Source organism: Phyllobacterium sp. 628, from assembly GCF_014189505.1.
In the GTDB taxonomy this organism is placed as follows: Bacteria; Pseudomonadota; Alphaproteobacteria; order Rhizobiales; family Rhizobiaceae; genus Phyllobacterium.
This window is the reverse complement of the sequence record NZ_CP050301.1, coordinates 1,859,007-1,876,947: the sequence shown is the minus strand read 5'-3', so window position 1 is coordinate 1,876,947 and position 17,941 is coordinate 1,859,007. Positions and strand designations below refer to the sequence as shown.

Here is a 17,941-nt window from a genome sequence, read left to right as displayed (position 1 = left end):
AATCCTATCATATATTTGTGGGCAAGCGCTAGGCAACTCCGAGTTACCTTCGAGGTGGTAGCACTCTTTGCAGTGTCATTCAGGAGTCTGGGGGCCCACGTTTTTCCTTCAACAGCCTGATCCATTCGATGAACTCCTTCTGTTCGTCGTTTAACGGGGATTTGCCGAAGGGTGGCACCAGCGTCAGACCGTAATTTAATCGCTGACCATTCGTTTTTATAAGTCGAACCGCCAGACTTCGGGCATAACGGGACTCACAAAAACCATATCTATTAGGTTCGATTGCATGCCATAGCGCACTTGTAAAAACGTCGGCTATTTGGAGCCCCGCCCTTTTACTATGATTTTCGACGGCTATATCTGATGGCGATAAAACATCCCAATTTATTGTCCGTACCGGTGTCATAACCTCACGTCCATCACGCAGGAATTCAAGATACTCGCGCATTGCATGGTAGTCCGTCCCCCGTCTCCGTGAAAAAACGACCTTCAAACTCGCGCTGCCATCATCCTCAATTTCTGACTTTCTCTTGCAGGCGTGTGTAAGTCGCTCAAGCAAAAAGCGTGTCAGATAATTGTACAAATGTTGTTTCTGCTTAAATATTTCTCGCTTCGGATGAGTCAGCAGCGTGATTTTGTTTGACGCAACAACGCACGCGCCAATTGGCTTTTGGGCAAGCATTAGGCAGGTTTGCACCCTTTGATCATGTTTTAAATCGCGAAAATGTAAATCAAGGGTGCGTTTTTGCGGAAACTGCCGAAGTATTTCGTCGCGCCAAGACGGCAACAATTTATCGTTATCGTTGCGGACAATACAGGCACCAATAGCGAACCATGATGATTGGGCGGTAGAAACTTGGTCGGCGAGTTTGCCTCATCCACGTAGGCAACAAATCTCATCGCCAATTTCAACACTCCAAACGCATTTATCATTGAGTAAGCGACGGATACGTTTGAAGCGTACTCAGGAACGCATTGGAAAATTAGCCACCAAAAAGTCTAATAGACTTTCACCTACCGTTAAGGACTGTTCCATCCCGCCACAGTCTTGTCCAAAGCACCTCCCAATAAAACCGCAATCCGGATCGAAGCATAGGCCCTGTTCATTTCTTTGGGGGAAATCATGCATCGTCATCCGCGTCTTTTGCTAACCAGTTTTGCTGCCGGTCTTGCTATGACCGCACTGGCCTCGCCTGTCCTGGCCGAAGGTAATCCCAACGGTGAGCGTATCGAGGTTGCCTTTGTGCTCGACACGACAGGTTCCATGGCAGACCTTATTGACGGCGCAAAACGCAAGATCTGGTCGATTGCCAATACCATCATCGACGTCAATCCCAATGCGGATATCCGCATGGCGCTGGTCGCCTACCGCGACAAGGGTGATGAATATGTGGTCAAAACCTTTGATATGAGTTCTGACGTACAGGGCCTCTACGGCAACCTGATCAAGCTGAAGGCCGATGGCGGCGGCGATACGCCGGAATCCGTCAACGAGGCGCTGGATACTTCAGTGCGCAAACTGAAATGGAGCAAGGACGAGAAGACCAAACGGATCGTGTTTCTCGTTGGTGACGCCCCGCCGCATATGGATTACGCCAACGCCCCGAAATATTCTGAAGTGCTGAAACGGGCCAAGGAGGACGCGATCACCGTCAACGCGGTGCAGGCGGGTGATGATCCTGATACCACAAAAATCTGGCGTGAGATCGCCCAGCTTGGTCACGGGCGTTATATCGCCATACCGCAGGATGGCGGGCGTATCACCATTATCGAAACGCCGTTCGACGGCGACATCATCATTCTGCAGCAGAAAATCGACAAAACAGTCATTCCTTACGGCAGCGGTGCGAAACAAACCGACCTGCGCACCAAGATGGAAACCAAGGCTATGGCCCCCGCTTCCGTGCAGGTGGATAATTCACGCTACTATTCCAAGAAGGGCGGAGCGAAGGAAGTTGTCACGGGTGGCGGCGATCTGGTGACCGATGTCAAAAACGGCACGCAAAAGCTTGATGCCGTCAAAGACGCCGAGCTGCCGGAAAACCTGCGCGGCAAGTCCAGGGAAGAAAAACAGGCGCTTCTCGACCAGCAGACGCAGGAACGCGGCAAGCTGGAGGACACGATGGTCGAACTGGTCAAAAAGCGCGATGCGTATATTGCCGATCAGGCAACGAAAAAGACGGCATCCGGCGGTACTGACTCCTTCGATATGGTGGTGAAGGAAACGCTGCGCGACCAGCTGAAATAGCAGGCATGCATTCAGCCGGTCAGCGCCAGCCGATAGTCATGATGCCGGTACGGGCGTCCGCCGCCTCAGGGTCAGCAGGTGCCCAAGCTTGTTCGACGGCATCTCGACAAGATGGTACGAAATTTTCGCGCCGATAACACATGCAATGACAATTCCGGCCATCCCGGCAATCTGCAAAGCACCGGACAAACCAAGCCGGTTGATCACGAACCAGCCAAAGCCCACAACGAACATGTGGGTCAAGTAGAGCGAATAGGATATTTCGCCAAGCTGGACGAAGAAATTGTTCTGCAGGTTTCTGGTCCAGCGCTCGCAGGCAAGTGCGAGGATCACCAGCAGCGCGGCCGCAGCCAGTGAGACGAGATAGAGGGAGAAATAGCGGTAGTCTGCAAGGCTGATCGAGAACGTGGCAATGAGCAGCGGTACGGCAAGCACAGCCAGCAGCGCAACGCTTCCAGCGGACAGCCTATCCCACACGCCATATTTCTCAGCTTCGGCCAGCCACATGCCTGCGATGAATGTCAGCAGATTGGTGTGCATATAGACGGAATACCAGCTGCCATCGCGTTCGATGAAGAAACTTCCGGCGACGAAAAGCCCCAGAACACCTGACATCATGACGGTCCGCGTCAGCGAGGCTTTGCACCACCAGAACAACGCGAAGAAGATGTAGAAGAACATTTCATAGTTCAATGACCAGCCAAGCTTATAGATCGGACGCCAGTCATGCGGATCACCCGGCACAGATGCCGGAATGAAAAACAGCGATTGAAGAAAATAGGCCGTATCAGCAACAGTCGTCTTGAACAGCGATGGCAAATACAGCGCACAGAAGAAAACCAGAATGGTGCACAGCCAATAAAGCGGCACGATACGAAAGACGCGGCGCACGAGGAACGTCAACGGATTGAAAAGCCCGTCCTGATTGACATAGGCGATGATAAATCCGCTGATGACGAAGAACACCTGAACACCGAAAGCACCCAGTATGACGAGGCCATTGGGGGACTCTGAAAGAGGATGTTCGATCGTGTGGGCAATGACAACAGCACCTGCAGCCAGCCCCCGCAAAATCTGAATTGAAGAAAGTTTCTTGCGAGACGAATAGGCTGGAGCGCTTTGCATCGATAGTGTTCTTTCCGTTTACCTCGTTGCACATATATACGTTAATCAACGCTCGCATAAGTTGCATAAATGCCAGATATCACTGTGAATATTTTCGCAGGGATTGAGCTGCCTCCGCAAAGCAACAGAACGGTGCGGCTGCGCGGCCACCTCAGGCAACCGCGCAGCGTCTGATCCGTTTAAGTGCGGTTGATTGATACGCCGCCATCCACCAGCATGGCGGTGCCGGTGGTAAAGCTGGACGCATCGGAGGCGAGATAGAGCGCCGAACGGGCAATCTCTTCGGGCTGCGCCCGCCGCTTCAGCGCATGCAGCCCTTCGACAAAGGCAAGCTTTTCCGGCGTATCGACCCAGGCTTCGGCCAAAGCGGTTGCAGTACCCCCGGGCAAAAGCGCGTTGACCCGAATACCTTGCGGGCCAAACTCCGCAGCCAATGTGCGCATTAGCCCGATCAGCCCCTGCTTGCTGGCGGCATAGGCCGCTGTGCCAGGCATCCCGACCGTATGGCCGACGAAAGTCGAGGTGAAGATCAGCGAGCCGCTGCCACGCCGTTGCATCGCGGGTATCTGATATTTAGCCGCCAGAAACGCCGAGGTCAGGTTGACATCCATGGTCTCCTGCCAGCCTTCCAGGGAAACACCCGGCGTCGGTCCCATTTCGCCATTGATACCGGCATTGTTGAAGGCGATATCCAGTCCGCCAAATTCCTGCTCGGCCAGATCAACCAGCGCCTTGGCAAAGGCCTCGTCCTTGACATCACCGGCCAGCGCTATTGCCTTGCCGCCGTCAAAGCTGATTGCCGCAACGAGCTTGTCCAGCTCCGCTTGCCGCCGCGACGCAACGACGACATGCGCACCTTCGCGGGCAAACAGCTTTGCCGTTTCATAGCCTATGCCCGAACTTGCGCCGGTGATAAGTGCGATTTTTCCGTTCAAACTGTTCATTTTTGCCTCTCATATGGTCATGCTGCAGTTCGCCGAAAAGCACCTGCGCGATCACATATGGTCCAGCGCGAACAGGTCCGGCCACCCGAAACCTGCACTCCGCCGCCTTGACGGCGTTTGGCTTCGCTCGCATAATCACGCCATGCAACCAGAGAGTTCCCGGCTTCGACTGCGTCCATGGCGCCCTGAAGATCGCGCGCCATTCTTTGCAATCAACAGTGAACCTGCCGTCCAGCGTTATCTGATGCCTCTGACGCGCGAGCGCTCCGATGCCATGCTCGATCGCATTGATGCGCATTTCGCACAAAATGGCTGGGGTTTTTGGGCGCTCGAGGAACGCGAAAGCAGGACACTGATCGGAATGTGCGGCCTTCTACATATTCCATGGCAGGCATTCTTCACTCCTGCCGTGGAAATCGGCTGGCGGCTGTCCACATCCTGGCAAGGCAAAGGCCTCGCCCGCGAAGCCGCCGAGGCCGCTCTCACATATGGTTTCCAGACCCTCAAATTGGATCGGATCGTCAGCTTTACCACCCCTGCCAATACCCCGTCCTGGGGGCTGATGGAGCGGCTGGGAATGCGCAAGATAGGTGAATTCAACCACCCTGATCTGCAGGATGGGCACCCGCTGCGCGCCCATGTAGTCTACGAAATCACCGCGTCGCAACTGGAGAAACACCTTGGGCAATGAACTGGCCTGCCATGTGACCGTCCGCCAGAAGAGCGATGCAAGCTGGTACTATGTGCTGGTGGTTGACGGCGAAACGGGCTCGCAGAGCGGCCCGTACAAGACCGAAGAAGAAGCCCAGACTGCCGGTGAAAAAGAACTCGCCGATCTTGATCTTGACACCGACGAATAGCCCTCAACCTTGCTCTCTCCGGCCCAACATTCCCCCATTAAATTTTGACATTCAGCCCACTTTGGGCAAATTTGCCGTGATTCCCTGCTTCGAACTCCCGGTTTGATTCCAGAACAAAAAGCTGCCGGCATAGCCCGACCGCAGCGAGAGAAGGTCAGTCTCACCCATGAAAACATTCCTCCTTTCCTGCGCTCTGCTTGCCGTGTCCCTGCCATCGGCGTCGGCGATGGATACGCGCATGGAAGCTGGCCTTGAAAAGCTTGATCTGCAGACGCGACTGGAACAGCGCTGCGACGTCGAGGCCATGGAGCGCATTCGCAAAGACGAGCATGCATACAACCCCGACAAGGTGCTGGCCTATGCCTTTGCCGATCCAAAAACCGATACGCATTCGATCAAATCGCGCGGCGCGGCCTTTCGCAGCCACGGCGAATGGTACCATCTGGCGTTCAAATGCATGACCAATGACGACAATATGGAAATTGTCACCTTCAAGTACCGGATTGGCGAGCGCGTTCCCAAAAATGAATGGGGCCAGCATTATCTGGTCCCCTGAGGTGCAACGCATGGCCGATATTCCCGTTCTCGGAATACCCGGCCAAATCAATCATGTCAGACTGCCGTAACGGTAGCAGCCGATTGTTGTCTCTGCCCGATGTTTTGTTCCTTGCCTGGACAATCGGTACCGGAGAACCAACATGCATATTCTTTACCGAATCCTGCTGCCCGCATTCTGCCTCGCAAGCATTGGCCCAGCTATAGCTGGAAGCCCGCCCGCATTCGCGGGCAGCAGCAGCCAGACTTTGATTCATCCCGTCCAATATGACAACAATCCATGCACAGATGGCCGTTACAATGATGGCAGACCACGCAGCTGCCGTGAGATTTTGCGCATGCTTGAGCGGCGCGACCGCTACCGCGAGCGGCAGGAACGCTATGATCCCTGCACCGACGGCCGGATCAGCGATGGGCGTCCGCGCAGTTGCCGTGAAATACGGCACTGGTTGCGGGAACGTGATGACGAGGAAGCGGATGACTGGCAACCACGCAGACGCTGGAAATAGCTCCGCAGGTGCGGAACAAACAGCCGCATCCGCCGTTTCAGTCGTCGTGAATGTTCACAACGGAGGAAACTGACATGGAAAATGCAGGTGTTGGCTGGATTGCGGCCATTATCATTGGTGGCCTTGCCGGCTGGTTCGCCGAAATGTTCATGAAGAGCGATAGCGGCATCATCATGAATATTATTCTCGGCATCGTCGGCGCAGTGCTGGCGAACGCCATTCTGTCAGTGTTCGGCGTTGTTCTGACAGGCTGGATCGGCTATCTCATCGCCGGTTTCATCGGCGCCTGTATTTTGATCGCGGTCGGGCGAGCCATCCGCCGCTAAATTTCAGCTAAAAACTCAAACTGCCCGCTAACGCGCTTACCGGGCAGTTTTCTGTGCGCAAACCAAGCAGTGCTAGCCGTTGGCAGAATCGATTACGCGGCAAATCCCGCTGCGCGTTGTGCTTTCCGGTGACACCCATCCCGGGTTAACGATAAATATCGCATCAACCCGGCTGCCCTTGCCCGACTTGCGGACAACGACGCGCAATTTCGGCGGGACGGTGGCACCGGATCCTTCCTGAACGGCAGTAACTGCCCCCAGCGACTTGTCGACTTGCACATCGGAAAAGCCCTCGACAGCGACACCTTGGGCCACATTTGCCAGTGCCTTTTTCGGATCGAGCTTCGGAAAAATCTGCCAGCTTTTATAGTTGACCGACGTGACCAGCGGAACGCCGTCCGACTTGAAATTGCTCGCGCATGACTGTGCCTGAGCGGCTGAACCTGCAACCAGTGACAATGCCAGACCTGCAAGAAGTCTCTTGATCATGATATCCCCCGTGATGGCAGGGCCGCCACGACAATCAGCGAGGCCCTTCTCGATACGCTAGAGACTCCCCGGCAATTGCTCCGAAGCCAGCGCTATCAATTGCTTGCCACACTCGCGGGATACAAACAACGCACTAGTGAACCTTCACTAGTTGGCAGAAGTGCTGTGAGCGATCATCCCGCTTGCTTTCACATCCGTGACACGGTTGATTGGTCCGGTAATGGAAAGCAGGGGAAAATCATGAGTTTGTTGGCATGGACCGATGAACGCTGGTTTACGCTTCGCAGCGGATATCGCGATCTCTACAACCCGGCAGATGCGCTTCAGGCGCTCGAACAGGGAGACTTTTCGCTGGCCTGGGAGGAGCTATGGGAAAATCTGCTGCATCACAACGATGTCGATACAGCCGCCTATGCTTCGGTGCCCGAGATTGTCCGGATCGCCTGGCAATTGAAACTGGCCGACTGGAACGCCTTTGCCCTTATCGCCGTCATCGAGGAAGCGCGTCTTAACAATGACCGCAACCCGCCAATCCCCGAATGGCTGATGGATTCCTATGAGCGCGCATGGATCGATATGGCCACCCTCGCCCTGCAGATTTATCCGAAAGCCGAAGATCCGTTTTTGGTAAACGCCCTCCTGTCGGTGCTCGCCTTCGCCAAGGGTAAACGCGCCATTGGTACCTTTGCCATTGGCCTGACCGAAGAGCAGCAGGATGAAATGCTGGGGTTAAAGGATGCACGGCCTATAGAAATTGATGGCGCGCAAAGTTGAATTGGAAAACCATATACAAGCTATCTGAACAGAACTTTCTTGCAGGTCACGAGAATCGAAAACTAAATCGGCATTAACGCAGATGTGGCAGACTCCCGCGTGCAAAACACTCATTGAGGGACGTCCCATGCTGATTACCCGCCTGAGCAAAACCGCCTTTGTTGCGGCCATTGCTTTCTTTGCTACGCTTGTCGCCTTCGGCAACATCACGGACTACGGCTCAAATTTCGCCTTTGTCCAGCACGTGCTGTTAATGGATACCATCTTCCCCGACGCAACAATCAAATATCGTGCCATCACCAGCCCGGGCCTGCACAATGCCTTTTACATTCTGATTATCGCCGCCGAGACGTTGACGGCCGTGCTCTGCTGGATTGGGGCGTTCACTATGCTTGGCCATAGCGGCGATAGTGCCCGCGGCTTCAACCGTTCGAAGAAATGGGCGATTGGCGGGCTGGCGCTGGGCTTTCTGGTCTGGCAGGTGGCATTTCTGTCCATCGGCGGCGAATGGTTCGGCATGTGGATGTCATCGACATGGAATGGCATTGAATCCGCCTTCCGCTTCTTCATCACCATCATTGCCGTGCTGATCTTTGTCAGTATGCCGGATGGCGAGACCACGGATTAAATCTAAAATTTCTGTAATGTAGGAACACAACCTGCGATAAGTGTATTGTTGTAATTGTGAAACGCTCAGAGGTTCAAAATGAAAAATCTGATAATCGCTACAGCAATCGCCCTTACGTCACTGGTGGCTTTCAACGCGCCATCGCAAGCAGCGCCCCTCACCGGAACGCTGGCGCAGACCGTCGACACGCAGACACAGGTTGTCAAAGTTGATCACCGCCGTGGCTGGCGGCATCACAGGCATTGGAACCGCCGTTGTTTCGTGCGGACCGAACGCCACCGTCATCATGGCCGTGTGATCATTCGCAGAGTGCGTGTCTGCCGTTGATCTGATGCGGTAACATGAAAACCGGCGGGCATTTCCGCCGGTTTTTTTATAGCCTGTTCAGGTTTTCTCAACCAAAATCCAAAGTTTTGCGCAGGTGACCCGATTGCTGCCCAAAAAGGCTGTCACGGTGTTCTCACGTCACAACGGAGATGCCTGATGAGACACCAATGCCTTGTGATCGGCGTGCTAGTCGTTCTCTTTGCCCTGCTGGGCACCCTCACATTGTTTTCCAAGAAAGAGCCCGGATTGGGCACCGCTCCTCCCCACAATATTCAGCAACCCCTACCTACACCTTGATTGCAAGCGCACAACAGCCGCGTTACGTCATGGGTGCTCGCCCGGAATTTCTCCATACCCGCGATAAATTCCGGGCTCATTACCCACGAACCGTGCAATGCTCTTTGAATCATGTGTCATAACTGGACCAAATGGCTGGGATATTGCGTTCTGCTTGCAGCTTTGCCATTGGCGGTTGCAGGGGCGATATTTCCTGTCAACGAATATACGGCGCAAGGGTTCGACGCTATCGATTGCGATGGCCCTATTCAGGCTCTGATGGTTGCCGGACCAGCCCTACTGATTTACGGTATTGGTGCAATCCTAAATGGCGTCCGCTATCAAAAACGCCTGAATCTTGTCATTGCAACCTTCTGCATCTTGATATGCTTACCCGTCGGCTTCAACATCGTGAATGCCGTGAAAGAAGTCCGGCACAACGCAGCGTCGGAAACATGCAACTGATACCACCCGCCAGGAGAATTCGCTTTGGCATTCCAGTGTGATCTGCCCGCCGTCCCTACCATTCAGCAGGATGACGCCGCAGTGCGCATTACCCGCTGGGACTTTCAGCCAGGTGCTATCACGGGCTGGCACGAACATGGCTGGCCCTATTTTGTCGTGATGCTGATGGACGGCATACTGCGCATTCACAACGGCACGGATATTACCGACGTGCCGCTCGTTGCCGGGCAATCCTACCAGCGGCCCTCAGGCATCAAGCACGACGTGATGAACGGTTCGCCGCATCCGATCTCTTTTGTCGAAATTGAAATCAAGCGCCCAGAAGCGTTTTCAGCATAAAACTCTGCTCATCCTGCCATCCGTCAGGAACCTTCCCTGCTCGAAACCTGTTACAGAAAAAAGCAATCCTCACGGGAGATGCGAGATGAAAGTGGACGGCTCGTGCCACTGCGGCAAAATTACGTTCGAGGCTGAAATTGATCCGGATACGGTGACGATCTGCCATTGCACCGATTGCCAGAAATTGACTGGAACGGCTTTTCGCGTCTCGGTTCCCGCAATATCAGGAACGTTGCAATTCCTTGCCAGCACACCCAAAACTTATGTGAAGATGGCAGATAGCGGCAACGAACGTGTACAGGGCTTTTGTGCCGATTGCGGCTCCCCAATTTATTCGACCAGCCCCGGTCCAAATCCATCTCGTTATGGCCTGCGGGTAGGCTGTCTGGCGCAGCGTGATCAACTCGTACCAAATCAGCAGGTCTGGCTTCGCTCCGCCCTGTCCTGGCTGCCGGACATGCAGTGTGGCACCTCGTTTGATCGGGAGAGCCATTAGCGAGTTATCCACAGTGTCGATAAATCCGGCCTTGGCACCCCTACGAATTGGGGTAAAATCTGTCCATCCTTTTTAACAGTATCAGGAGACATCCGTGATCGATCCATCTGATGTCAATCGGGATGCACGCACCATTGTGCTGACTCTCGATGACAATCTGGCCTCGACCGAACACAAATATCAGAGTGTCGATGAGGCATGCATGGCGATTCCCCAGTTGCGGGATGTGTCGAGAGTCTACATCAATGGCGACCAGCCGGTGGAAGCCACGGAGTTCGTGCAATTATGCGCACGTTTGGGCAGCGCAGCCTCGGATAGAAACTGAGGGTTGCCGCCTCAGTTTTTCTTAGCGGTAGACTGCAATCCTGCAGATCGTCCAATGCCTCGGTTAAGAAAGCCGGCGAAGAAACGGATGGGCCGGACGGTATCAGGACACGATTGATAACGGACCGGGTGCAATTGTGACCGGCCTTTTACCCTCAAGAGTTGAATTCTACTGGCGTAAAACCTTGTTTTAAGGAACCATTCGACATCGAACTTGTTTGTGTAAAACAAAGAGACGTTCGTCTGGAGTAAATACGATGTCTATCAAATCTTTCGTTGTTGCTGCGCTCGTTGGGGTTTCGGCCCTGACCCTTTCAGGTTGTGTCGAAACGAGCGGCTCATATTATGAAGGGTATAGTGGCTACGGTGGGTATGGTGGTGGCTACTACGGTGGCTATTCCGATTCTTACTATGGCGGTCCGCGCTACTACGGACGGGATTATTATCGCCGTGACTATCGCAGATATGACCGTGATTGGGATCGTCGCGGCCGCCGCGATTGGGATCGCCGACACGATCGCCCCGACAATCCACGTCCCGGCCGGCCGGACAATCCACGTCCAATCGGCAATCCTGGACCACGCCCCGCACTACCAGTGTTTCCCGAGGGTGGACGGATGCAACCGCGTCAAAATCAAAACGGTGGTCAATCAGCGCCCAGCCGTGCAGAAAATCCACCACCGGTCAACAATCCCGGATCGCGATCGGATTCTGCACCGCCCCCATTATTTCCCGAAGGTGGGCGGATGCAACCACGTCAGGGGCAGAATGGGAATTAGTCCGGTGCGTCCGCCGGTACTACGCCACACGACGACTGAAACGGGTGAATGAAAGAAAGTAACCAGTCCTGCGTCGTCCGGCGGGGCTGGTCGCTTTGGATGATGTCTCAGCTACACTCGTGCGAGGGCAAAACACGAGAGGGACTGATGATCGAAGCCTCATGCCATTGCGGTGCCATCCGCCTCGAACTTGCCGAGCGTCCTGACGTGCTTAAATCCTGCAATTGCTCGATTTGTCGGCGTATTGGCGGGCCATGGGTCTACTATCATCCCAAACAGGTAAAATTCACCAAAGGCGCTGGCGAAACAGTCGCTTATATCCAAGGTGACCGCACACTTGCGATGCATCATTGTCCAACCTGCGGCTGTGTTACTCATTGGGAAAGCACAGATCCTCACAACGCCGATCGCATGGGAATCAATTCCGGACTGATCGACCCTGTGGAACTCAAAGGGCTGCCGCTTCGTCACTTCGACGGTGCCGATACATGGACCTATCTGGATTAGACCCGGAAATATGCCGGAGCGGTCAATATCTCGGCACGACATGTTTTGTTTTATTGCGAAGCAGCATAACACCTCTTAAAGTCGCTGCAAAAGCACGAGCCGCGCGCAAATTGGGCGATTTTGGCTCGTAAACCAACCATTGCGCCGGTTTTCCGCCCAAGTGATTCCATCTGGTGGAAGAACGGTGCAATTCGACCGGGAGCGAGTATGGACGCGTCTATTCTCAAGGACACCGCGTTTGCCGAAGCCAATCGTGATGGCTGGATCAAGCTGGCGCAAAAGGCCCTTAAGGGTGCGGATTTTGATGAGACGCTGATCTCGAGGACCGATGATAATATTGCGGTTCAGCCGCTATACGAACGGCAAAAGAAAGCAAAACTGACACCACGCCGCAATCCGGCGCAGCCTTGGCATATTGTGCAGCGCATTGACGACCCCGATCCGGTGCGGGCCAACAAGCAGTTGCTAGAAGATCTCGAAAACGGTGCAACGGGCATTTCACTGGTGTTCGAAGGTGCGCCCAACGCGTTCGGATATGGCCTGCCGTCAACCCGCGAGGCCGTCGATCAGGTGTTGCGCGGCGTGCATCTCGAAATGATCCACCTGCGCATGGATGTGCACCCGAAAAGCCGTGCCTGCGCCGACTGGTTTGTCGACTATATGCGTCCGCGCAATATCAACCCGAAAACCATGAGTTTTTCGCTCGGTATCGATCCAGCTGCCACTCTGGCAGGCACCGGGCGGCTGCGCATGACGCTGGCCGCGCTCAAGGCTTCGCTGCCGCAATCGCTGGCCGGGTTCTTCTCCACCGATCTTCCCGGTATCGTGCTGGAAGCGGATGGCCGTGTCTACCACAATGCCGGTGCTACCGAAGCACAGGAACTCGGTGCAATGCTTTCCATCGCGGCTGGTCACTTCCGTCTGTTCGAAGAAGCCCGCCAGCCCATCGTTTATGCTGCGCCGCATATCGGTTTCTCCTTGGCTGTCGATCAGGACCAGTTCCTCTCCATTGCCAAGTTGCGGGCGCTGCGCCGCCTCTGGGCCCGGTTGCAGGAAGCCTGCGGCATTGCCCCATCCACGGCCACTATCCATGCGGAAACATCCATGCGGATGATGACCCGGAAGGATTGCGAGACCAATACCCTGCGCACCACCATCGCTGCCTTTGCAGCCGCAGTGGGTGGAGCCGATTCGCTCGCCATCCTGCCCCATACCATCACCCACGGCCTACCTGACCCGTTTGCCCGTCGTCTTGCCCGCAACACGCAGCTTGTTCTGGCCGATGAAAGCAATCTTGCCTTTGTTGCCGATCCTGGCTGTGGTTCTGGTGCCATTGAAGCGCTGACGGATGCGCTGTGTGCAGCAGCCTGGAAGGAGTTTCAGCAACTGGAAAAAGAAGGCGGCATTCTGCAAAGCCTTGTTGAAGACCATTTCCAGAAGCGGATCATCGCGGCGCGCGAAGCACGGACCGAGGAATATCGCTCCGGCAAGCGATCGATCATTGGAACGACACTTTTTCCGGCCAAGCAAGAGCGTGCGGTGACGGTGCTTGATGCGCCGCATATGCCCTTGCCGACGGACGGCGTGGTGCATTGCGAACCGCTGACCTTCCCGCGTATCGACCAAACATTGCAGGTTTCTGAATAAATGAGAGTTCCTGATTTCACCCGGATCGACTGGCAAGAACCCAAAACCGCTGCACCCAAGCCGGAAACTGCGGTTTGGAAGACGCCTGAAGGCATCCGCGTCAAACGTGCCTATGGCGAAAGCGCGCTGAAGGGCCTGCATCACCTCGAAACCTACCCGGGTTCCGCACCCTTCATTCGCGGTCCCTACCCGACCATGTATGTGCAGCAGCCATGGACGATCCGCCAATACGCCGGTTTCTCTACGGCGGAGGAATCCAACGCCTTTTACCGGCGCAATCTGGGTGCCGGGCAAAAAGGCCTCTCTGTCGCGTTCGATCTTGCAACCCATCGTGGTTATGACAGTGATCATCCGCGCGTTGCTGGTGATGTCGGCATGGCGGGCGTTGCCATCGATTCCATTCTCGACATGCAGCAATTGTTCGATGGCATTCCGCTTGGCGAGATGACCGTTTCGATGACCATGAACGGCGCTGTCCTGCCAATTCTGGCGCTCTATATTGTTGCAGCGGAAGAACAGGGTGTGGACCAGAAGCTGCTCGCCGGAACCATTCAGAATGATATTCTGAAAGAATTCATGGTGCGCAACACCTATATCTATCCGCCGCAACCGTCGATGCGGATCATCTCGGACATCTTCTCCTATACGTCGCAGAATATGCCGAAATTCAACTCGATCTCGATTTCCGGCTATCACATGCAGGAAGCGGGTGCGACCGCCGATCTGGAACTCGCCTATACCATCGCCGACGGTATCGAATATGTCCGCGCCGGTGTTGCTGCCGGTCTCGATATCGATACGTTCGCACCGCGCCTGTCGTTCTTCTGGGCCATTGGCATGAACTTCTTCATGGAAGTTGCCAAGATGCGTGCTGCGCGCCTGCTCTGGGCGGTGCTCTTAAAGAAGAACTTCAACCCAAAAGACGAGCGCTCGCTGTCACTACGCACCCATTCGCAAACGTCAGGCTGGTCACTCACGGCGCAGGACCCCTACAACAACATTATGCGCACCATGATTGAGGCTATGGCTTCAACACAGGGTCATACGCAATCCCTGCATACCAATTCCTTCGACGAGGCACTGGCCCTGCCGACGGATCATTCGGCACGCATCGCCCGCAACACCCAGCTGGTGCTGCAAAAAGAATCCGGCACGACGCGGATCATCGATCCGTGGGGCGGCTCGGCCTATGTGGAACGGTTGACCCACGATCTCGCCACGCGGGCGCTCGCCCATATCGAGGAAATCGAGACACTGGGCGGCATGGCCAAGGCCATCGAACAGGGTATTCCAAAATTGCGCATCGAGGCTGCCGCCGCCGGAACGCAGGCGCGCATCGATAGCGGCCAGCAACCCGTTGTCGGCGTCAACTCGTATCGCCCGACCGAGGACGTCAAGATCGACGTGCTCAAGATCGACAATGCTGAAGTCCGCGCCCGTCAGCTCTCCAAGCTGCAGCAGCTCAAGGGTACACGTGACGTCACTGCTGTAGACAGCGCACTTTCTGTCCTCACGGATGCCGCCAAATCCGGCAAGGGCAATCTGCTCGACTTCGCCATCAAGGCGGCGCGGGCACGGGCAACCGTTGGTGAGATTTCGCTGGCGCTGGAAAAAGCCTATGGCCGCCACGTCGCCGACATCCGTACCATTTCCGGTGTGTATCGCAAGGAAGTCGGCAAAAGCCCGGTTATGGACCGGGTGCAGGCCAAGGCATCGGCCTTTGAAAAACGTACAGGCGAAAAACCCCGCATTCTTGTCGCCAAGATGGGACAGGATGGTCATGATCGCGGCCAGAAAGTGATATCGACTGCTTTCGGTGACCTGGGATTTGAGGTTATTGTCGGCGCCATGTTCCAGACACCTGATGAGGTGGCGGAGCTCGCTGTTGAAAGCAATGTGGATATTGTTGGTGTGTCCTCCCTTGCTGCAGGACATCTGACCCTTGTGCCGGAACTGAAAGAGGCCCTGAAACGCCGCGAACGCGAAGATATCCTCATCATCGTCGGTGGTGTTATCCCGCCTCAGGATTTTGACGCTGTGCTGAAAGCTGGCGCCACCGCCATCTTCCCGCCCGGCACTGTCATCGGTGAAGCGGCAGAAAAACTGATCGATACATTGCTGGATTTATTTTGAAATGATTGTTTTTTATACACTTGAAGACGACCATCTGGTTCCGCAAAAGGCCGGTGTTGGCGACGTTTTGCCGGAAAACACGGTATGGATCGATCTGCTCAATCCAACTCATGACGAGGATATCCAGACCGAAGCCTGGACCAAGACGTCGATCCCGACTCGCGAAGACATGGTCGAGATCGAGGAATCCAGCCGGTTCTATGCCGAAAACGGCGGTCAGTATCTGACCGCGCCTATCCTTTATTTCACCGAACACAAACACCACGCCATCAGCCCGATTTCATTCATTCTCACCGGCCCTTATCTGGTAACCGTGCGCTATGCGGAGCCGAGAGCTTTCAGTCTGTATGTCAGCCGCGCCTCCAAACCGGGCAATGGCCTGATCAACAGCAAATGCAGCGGCGTGACCATTCTTCTTGGAATTGTTGAAGCGGTCACGGACCGGATTGCTGATATCCTTGAAGGCGTCGCAGCGGATATCGACCAGAATTCGCACACGATTTTCCGCCGTTCCGACAATGACAAGCCGATGACCACCAAGAATTTTCGCGATAGTCTCACCCGCATCGGCGGTCAGGGCGCGTTTCTCTCAAAGGTACGTGAAAGCATCGCCGGCGTAAACCGCCTGCTTGTTTACCTCGCTGCCATTACCGAGCAGAACAGCTACAAGAAAGAAACCCGCGCATGGATCAAGTCGCTGGAGCGCGACACCCAATCGCTCAGCACCTATGTCGACTTTCTGTCCAACAAGATTACCTTCCTGCTTGATACCGTTGTTGGCCTCATCTCCATCGAGCAGAACGCCATCATCAAGATTTTCTCGGTGGCAGCCGTAGCCTTCATGCCGCCAACTCTCGTCGCCTCCATTTACGGCATGAATTTCAAATTCATGCCGGAGCTGGAAAAGGTCTGGGGTTATCCCATGGCTATCGGCCTGATGATAGCTTCGGCTGTTATCCCGCTTCTGATCTTCCGCAAAAAGGGCTGGCTGTAACGCATATGCCGGGTCTTGATTAGCTTCAGATGCCAAGTTATAATCATTGTTATAACATTGGAGTTGAAGCCATGAATGTAATGTTGCGAAAGATCGGAAATTCGGAAGGTGTGATCTTCCCGAAGGAACTCCTTGATCTTCATAATCTCAAGGCTGGCGATGAATTGGAAGTCATTGCCACTGCAAAGGGATTTGCGTTGCAGCCTACAGATGATGCTTTTGAACGTCAGATGGAAGCGGCGCGCAAGGTCATGGACAAATATAAGGTTGCGCTTCAGAAGCTTGCAGAATGAGCTGGGAGTTTCTTTCCCGGCGGGTCGTGGAAGCCATGCATGCGGAGCAATTGCGCAGGCATGGTGGCGCGCAAGGTTTGAGAGATGAAAACGCCCTCGAATCCGCTTTGGCGCGCGCCGAGAACAAATCGCTTTATGAAGAAGCTAATATTGCTGATCTCGCCGGTGCCTATATGTTTGGTATTGCCCGTAATCATGCATTCGTAGACGGCAATAAGCGAACAGCAGCCGTTGCCGCCGGTACTTTCCTGATCCTCAATGGTTATATCCTGATAGCTGACAACGGCACACTGTACACTTTCGTCATGGGTGTCACTTCGGGAGAAATCGATGAACGTGGCGCTTCAGACTTTTTCCGTGACCATATCGCAAAACTCTAAAAACCTTTTATATTCAATATACTGATATTGCTGCCTGCTATTCCGATTCAACCTGCGGCAATCCGATCTCGACAATTTCCCATTCGCGGCCGTTCAGTTCGAAAATATCGCCCAGCGACTTCCCAAACATCAACTGTGCCATCGGCGAGACGTGCGAGATTTTGCCATGGCTGGCATCCGCTTCGTCTTCGCCCACAATCGCCCAACTGTGGCGGGCCTCGTGTTCATCAGCAATCGTCACCGTCATGCCGAACCGCACCACATTGCTGGCCGGATCGGGATGCGAGAGCTCGGCGGTTTCCCGGCGCGCGGTCCAGTAGCGCAAATCGCGTGATGCGCGCGCGATCACGTCGCGGTCCGCTTCGGCATTACCCTTGGCCAGCTCTTCATGCAGCACTGCGATTTCGGCATCGATCATCGCCAGCCCCCTCTCCGTCACCAGATTGCGGTGCGGACTGATCGGGCGCTCGCCGAGATCGATCGAAGCGTTGCTGTCATCTTCCTTGGTAAAGGCTCTGCTCAT

23 protein-coding genes and 1 pseudogene are annotated in these 17,941 nt (G+C 54.7%); 18 read left to right on the top strand and 6 right to left on the bottom strand.

The annotated features are described in order from the left end of the window. Positions 1 to 79: 79 nt before the first annotated feature. Positions 80 to 832, bottom strand: a pseudogene (locus HB779_RS10770) (DUF3800 domain-containing protein); the annotation flags it as partial. Positions 833 to 1,123: 291 nt separating this feature from the next. Here HB779_RS10770 and HB779_RS10765 point away from each other — a divergent pair. Next, a complete protein-coding gene (locus HB779_RS10765) occupies positions 1,124 to 2,248 on the top strand; it encodes a VWA domain-containing protein (RefSeq protein WP_188345688.1) in 1,125 nt (374 codons plus the stop codon). A 36-nt stretch (positions 2,249 to 2,284) separates the two neighbouring features. Here the strand turns inward: HB779_RS10765 and HB779_RS10760 are convergent, their stop codons facing one another. The 3 genes from HB779_RS10760 to HB779_RS10750 all read right to left on the bottom strand — a co-directional run bounded on the left by HB779_RS10760 (position 2,285) and on the right by HB779_RS10750 (position 4,520). Then, complete coding sequence (locus tag HB779_RS10760; RefSeq protein WP_188345687.1) at positions 2,285 to 3,373, bottom strand: acyltransferase; 1,089 nt, start codon at positions 3,371 to 3,373, stop codon at positions 2,285 to 2,287. A gap of 179 nt (positions 3,374 to 3,552) precedes the next feature. Further along, positions 3,553 to 4,317 carry an SDR family oxidoreductase gene (locus HB779_RS10755; RefSeq protein ID WP_188345686.1) on the bottom strand — a complete coding sequence of 255 codons (765 nt, stop codon included), beginning with the start codon at positions 4,315 to 4,317 and terminating at the stop codon, positions 3,553 to 3,555. A 17-nt stretch (positions 4,318 to 4,334) separates the two neighbouring features. Continuing rightward, on the bottom strand, positions 4,335 to 4,520 hold the full coding sequence (locus HB779_RS10750; RefSeq protein ID WP_188346040.1) for a hypothetical protein: 186 nt from the start codon (positions 4,518 to 4,520) through the stop codon (positions 4,335 to 4,337). Here HB779_RS10750 and HB779_RS10745 point away from each other — a divergent pair. The 5 genes from HB779_RS10745 to HB779_RS10725 all read left to right on the top strand — a co-directional run bounded on the left by HB779_RS10745 (position 4,460) and on the right by HB779_RS10725 (position 6,567). Beyond that, the gene (locus tag HB779_RS10745) at positions 4,460 to 5,008 is read left to right on the top strand and encodes a GNAT family N-acetyltransferase (RefSeq protein WP_188345685.1); all 549 of its coding nucleotides are present in this window, start codon (positions 4,460 to 4,462) and stop codon (positions 5,006 to 5,008) included. The two genes, HB779_RS10750 and HB779_RS10745, sit on opposite strands and share 61 nt — an antisense overlap. Then, the gene (locus HB779_RS10740) at positions 4,998 to 5,177 is read left to right on the top strand and encodes a hypothetical protein (protein WP_188345684.1); all 180 of its coding nucleotides are present in this window, start codon (positions 4,998 to 5,000) and stop codon (positions 5,175 to 5,177) included. Before HB779_RS10745 ends, HB779_RS10740 begins: the two co-directional genes overlap by 11 nt. A 166-nt stretch (positions 5,178 to 5,343) precedes the next feature. After that, positions 5,344 to 5,733 (top strand): DUF930 domain-containing protein, encoded by a 390-nt coding sequence (locus HB779_RS10735; protein ID WP_188345683.1) that lies wholly within the window; start codon positions 5,344 to 5,346, stop codon positions 5,731 to 5,733. Positions 5,734 to 5,875: 142 nt separating this feature from the next. Beyond that, on the top strand, positions 5,876 to 6,241 hold the full coding sequence (locus HB779_RS10730; protein WP_188345682.1) for a hypothetical protein: 366 nt from the start codon (positions 5,876 to 5,878) through the stop codon (positions 6,239 to 6,241). A gap of 74 nt (positions 6,242 to 6,315) precedes the next feature. Further along, complete coding sequence (locus HB779_RS10725; RefSeq protein WP_188345681.1) at positions 6,316 to 6,567, top strand: GlsB/YeaQ/YmgE family stress response membrane protein; 252 nt, start codon at positions 6,316 to 6,318, stop codon at positions 6,565 to 6,567. Between the two features lie 72 nt (positions 6,568 to 6,639). Here the strand turns inward: HB779_RS10725 and HB779_RS10720 are convergent, their stop codons facing one another. Continuing rightward, complete coding sequence (locus HB779_RS10720) at positions 6,640 to 7,056, bottom strand: hypothetical protein (protein WP_188345680.1); 417 nt, start codon at positions 7,054 to 7,056, stop codon at positions 6,640 to 6,642. Positions 7,057 to 7,296: 240 nt separating this feature from the next. Here HB779_RS10720 and HB779_RS10715 point away from each other — a divergent pair, with 240 nt between their 5' ends. The 12 genes from HB779_RS10715 to HB779_RS10660 all read left to right on the top strand — a co-directional run bounded on the left by HB779_RS10715 (position 7,297) and on the right by HB779_RS10660 (position 17,418). Then, positions 7,297 to 7,830 carry a hypothetical protein gene (locus tag HB779_RS10715; protein ID WP_188345679.1) on the top strand — a complete coding sequence of 178 codons (534 nt, stop codon included), beginning with the start codon at positions 7,297 to 7,299 and terminating at the stop codon, positions 7,828 to 7,830. Positions 7,831 to 7,957: 127 nt separating this feature from the next. After that, positions 7,958 to 8,458 carry a DUF2165 family protein gene (locus HB779_RS10710; protein ID WP_188345678.1) on the top strand — a complete coding sequence of 167 codons (501 nt, stop codon included), beginning with the start codon at positions 7,958 to 7,960 and terminating at the stop codon, positions 8,456 to 8,458. Between the two features lie 78 nt (positions 8,459 to 8,536). Then, positions 8,537 to 8,785 carry a hypothetical protein gene (locus HB779_RS10705; RefSeq protein WP_188345677.1) on the top strand — a complete coding sequence of 83 codons (249 nt, stop codon included), beginning with the start codon at positions 8,537 to 8,539 and terminating at the stop codon, positions 8,783 to 8,785. 765 nt (positions 8,786 to 9,550) lie between these two features. Beyond that, the gene (locus tag HB779_RS10700) at positions 9,551 to 9,865 is read left to right on the top strand and encodes a cupin domain-containing protein (protein ID WP_188345676.1); all 315 of its coding nucleotides are present in this window, start codon (positions 9,551 to 9,553) and stop codon (positions 9,863 to 9,865) included. Positions 9,866 to 9,950: 85 nt separating this feature from the next. Further along, positions 9,951 to 10,361 carry a GFA family protein gene (locus HB779_RS10695; protein WP_188345675.1) on the top strand — a complete coding sequence of 137 codons (411 nt, stop codon included), beginning with the start codon at positions 9,951 to 9,953 and terminating at the stop codon, positions 10,359 to 10,361. 94 nt (positions 10,362 to 10,455) lie between these two features. Next, on the top strand, positions 10,456 to 10,686 hold the full coding sequence (locus HB779_RS10690) for a hypothetical protein (protein ID WP_188345674.1): 231 nt from the start codon (positions 10,456 to 10,458) through the stop codon (positions 10,684 to 10,686). A 925-nt stretch (positions 10,687 to 11,611) separates the two neighbouring features. After that, on the top strand, positions 11,612 to 11,971 hold the full coding sequence (locus HB779_RS10685) for a GFA family protein (RefSeq protein WP_188345673.1): 360 nt from the start codon (positions 11,612 to 11,614) through the stop codon (positions 11,969 to 11,971). Positions 11,972 to 12,178: 207 nt separating this feature from the next. Continuing rightward, positions 12,179 to 13,618, top strand: a complete 1,440-nt coding sequence (locus HB779_RS10680) for a methylmalonyl-CoA mutase subunit beta (RefSeq protein ID WP_188345672.1) — start codon at positions 12,179 to 12,181, stop codon at positions 13,616 to 13,618. Beyond that, complete coding sequence (scpA, locus tag HB779_RS10675) at positions 13,619 to 15,751, top strand: methylmalonyl-CoA mutase (RefSeq protein ID WP_188345671.1); 2,133 nt, start codon at positions 13,619 to 13,621, stop codon at positions 15,749 to 15,751. It begins immediately after the preceding gene. A 1-nt stretch (position 15,752) separates the two neighbouring features. Beyond that, positions 15,753 to 16,745: a magnesium/cobalt transporter CorA gene (gene corA / locus HB779_RS10670; protein ID WP_188345670.1), complete on the top strand. Its 993-nt coding sequence runs from the start codon at positions 15,753 to 15,755 to the stop codon at positions 16,743 to 16,745. 71 nt (positions 16,746 to 16,816) lie between these two features. Continuing rightward, positions 16,817 to 17,038, top strand: a complete 222-nt coding sequence (locus HB779_RS10665) for an AbrB/MazE/SpoVT family DNA-binding domain-containing protein (protein WP_188345874.1) — start codon at positions 16,817 to 16,819, stop codon at positions 17,036 to 17,038. Beyond that, positions 17,035 to 17,418: a type II toxin-antitoxin system death-on-curing family toxin gene (locus HB779_RS10660; RefSeq protein ID WP_188345669.1), complete on the top strand. Its 384-nt coding sequence runs from the start codon at positions 17,035 to 17,037 to the stop codon at positions 17,416 to 17,418. The genes HB779_RS10665 and HB779_RS10660 overlap by 4 nt, the downstream gene beginning before the upstream one ends. 37 nt (positions 17,419 to 17,455) lie before the next feature. Here HB779_RS10660 and HB779_RS10655 read toward each other — a convergent pair whose 3' ends face one another. Next, positions 17,456 to 17,941: a GreA/GreB family elongation factor gene (locus HB779_RS10655; RefSeq protein ID WP_188345668.1), complete on the bottom strand. Its 486-nt coding sequence runs from the start codon at positions 17,939 to 17,941 to the stop codon at positions 17,456 to 17,458.

What these genes read in the sequence shown, in the direction of transcription:
- HB779_RS10750 (WP_188346040.1), bottom strand. Translation starts at nt 4,520, where the DNA reads ATGGCGCGCGATCTTCAGGGCGCCATGGACGCAGTCGAAGCCGGGAAC.
- HB779_RS10725 (WP_188345681.1), top strand. Translation starts at nt 6,316, where the DNA reads ATGGAAAATGCAGGTGTTGGCTGGATTGCGGCCATTATCATTGGTGGC.
- HB779_RS10660 (WP_188345669.1), top strand. Translation starts at nt 17,035, where the DNA reads ATGAGCTGGGAGTTTCTTTCCCGGCGGGTCGTGGAAGCCATGCATGCG.
- HB779_RS10685 (WP_188345673.1), top strand. Translation starts at nt 11,612, where the DNA reads ATGATCGAAGCCTCATGCCATTGCGGTGCCATCCGCCTCGAACTTGCC.
- HB779_RS10710 (WP_188345678.1), top strand. Translation starts at nt 7,958, where the DNA reads ATGCTGATTACCCGCCTGAGCAAAACCGCCTTTGTTGCGGCCATTGCT.
- HB779_RS10705 (WP_188345677.1), top strand. Translation starts at nt 8,537, where the DNA reads ATGAAAAATCTGATAATCGCTACAGCAATCGCCCTTACGTCACTGGTG.
- HB779_RS10720 (WP_188345680.1), bottom strand. Translation starts at nt 7,056, where the DNA reads ATGATCAAGAGACTTCTTGCAGGTCTGGCATTGTCACTGGTTGCAGGT.
- HB779_RS10735 (WP_188345683.1), top strand. Translation starts at nt 5,344, where the DNA reads ATGAAAACATTCCTCCTTTCCTGCGCTCTGCTTGCCGTGTCCCTGCCA.
- HB779_RS10665 (WP_188345874.1), top strand. Translation starts at nt 16,817, where the DNA reads ATGAATGTAATGTTGCGAAAGATCGGAAATTCGGAAGGTGTGATCTTC.
- HB779_RS10745 (WP_188345685.1), top strand. Translation starts at nt 4,460, where the DNA reads ATGCAACCAGAGAGTTCCCGGCTTCGACTGCGTCCATGGCGCCCTGAA.
- HB779_RS10680 (WP_188345672.1), top strand. Translation starts at nt 12,179, where the DNA reads ATGGACGCGTCTATTCTCAAGGACACCGCGTTTGCCGAAGCCAATCGT.
- HB779_RS10760 (WP_188345687.1), bottom strand. Translation starts at nt 3,373, where the DNA reads ATGCAAAGCGCTCCAGCCTATTCGTCTCGCAAGAAACTTTCTTCAATT.
- HB779_RS10755 (WP_188345686.1), bottom strand. Translation starts at nt 4,317, where the DNA reads ATGAACAGTTTGAACGGAAAAATCGCACTTATCACCGGCGCAAGTTCG.
- HB779_RS10715 (WP_188345679.1), top strand. Translation starts at nt 7,297, where the DNA reads ATGAGTTTGTTGGCATGGACCGATGAACGCTGGTTTACGCTTCGCAGC.
- corA (WP_188345670.1), top strand. Translation starts at nt 15,753, where the DNA reads ATGATTGTTTTTTATACACTTGAAGACGACCATCTGGTTCCGCAAAAG.
- HB779_RS10730 (WP_188345682.1), top strand. Translation starts at nt 5,876, where the DNA reads ATGCATATTCTTTACCGAATCCTGCTGCCCGCATTCTGCCTCGCAAGC.
- HB779_RS10765 (WP_188345688.1), top strand. Translation starts at nt 1,124, where the DNA reads ATGCATCGTCATCCGCGTCTTTTGCTAACCAGTTTTGCTGCCGGTCTT.
- scpA (WP_188345671.1), top strand. Translation starts at nt 13,619, where the DNA reads ATGAGAGTTCCTGATTTCACCCGGATCGACTGGCAAGAACCCAAAACC.
- HB779_RS10655 (WP_188345668.1), bottom strand. Translation starts at nt 17,941, where the DNA reads ATGAGCAGAGCCTTTACCAAGGAAGATGACAGCAACGCTTCGATCGAT.
- HB779_RS10695 (WP_188345675.1), top strand. Translation starts at nt 9,951, where the DNA reads ATGAAAGTGGACGGCTCGTGCCACTGCGGCAAAATTACGTTCGAGGCT.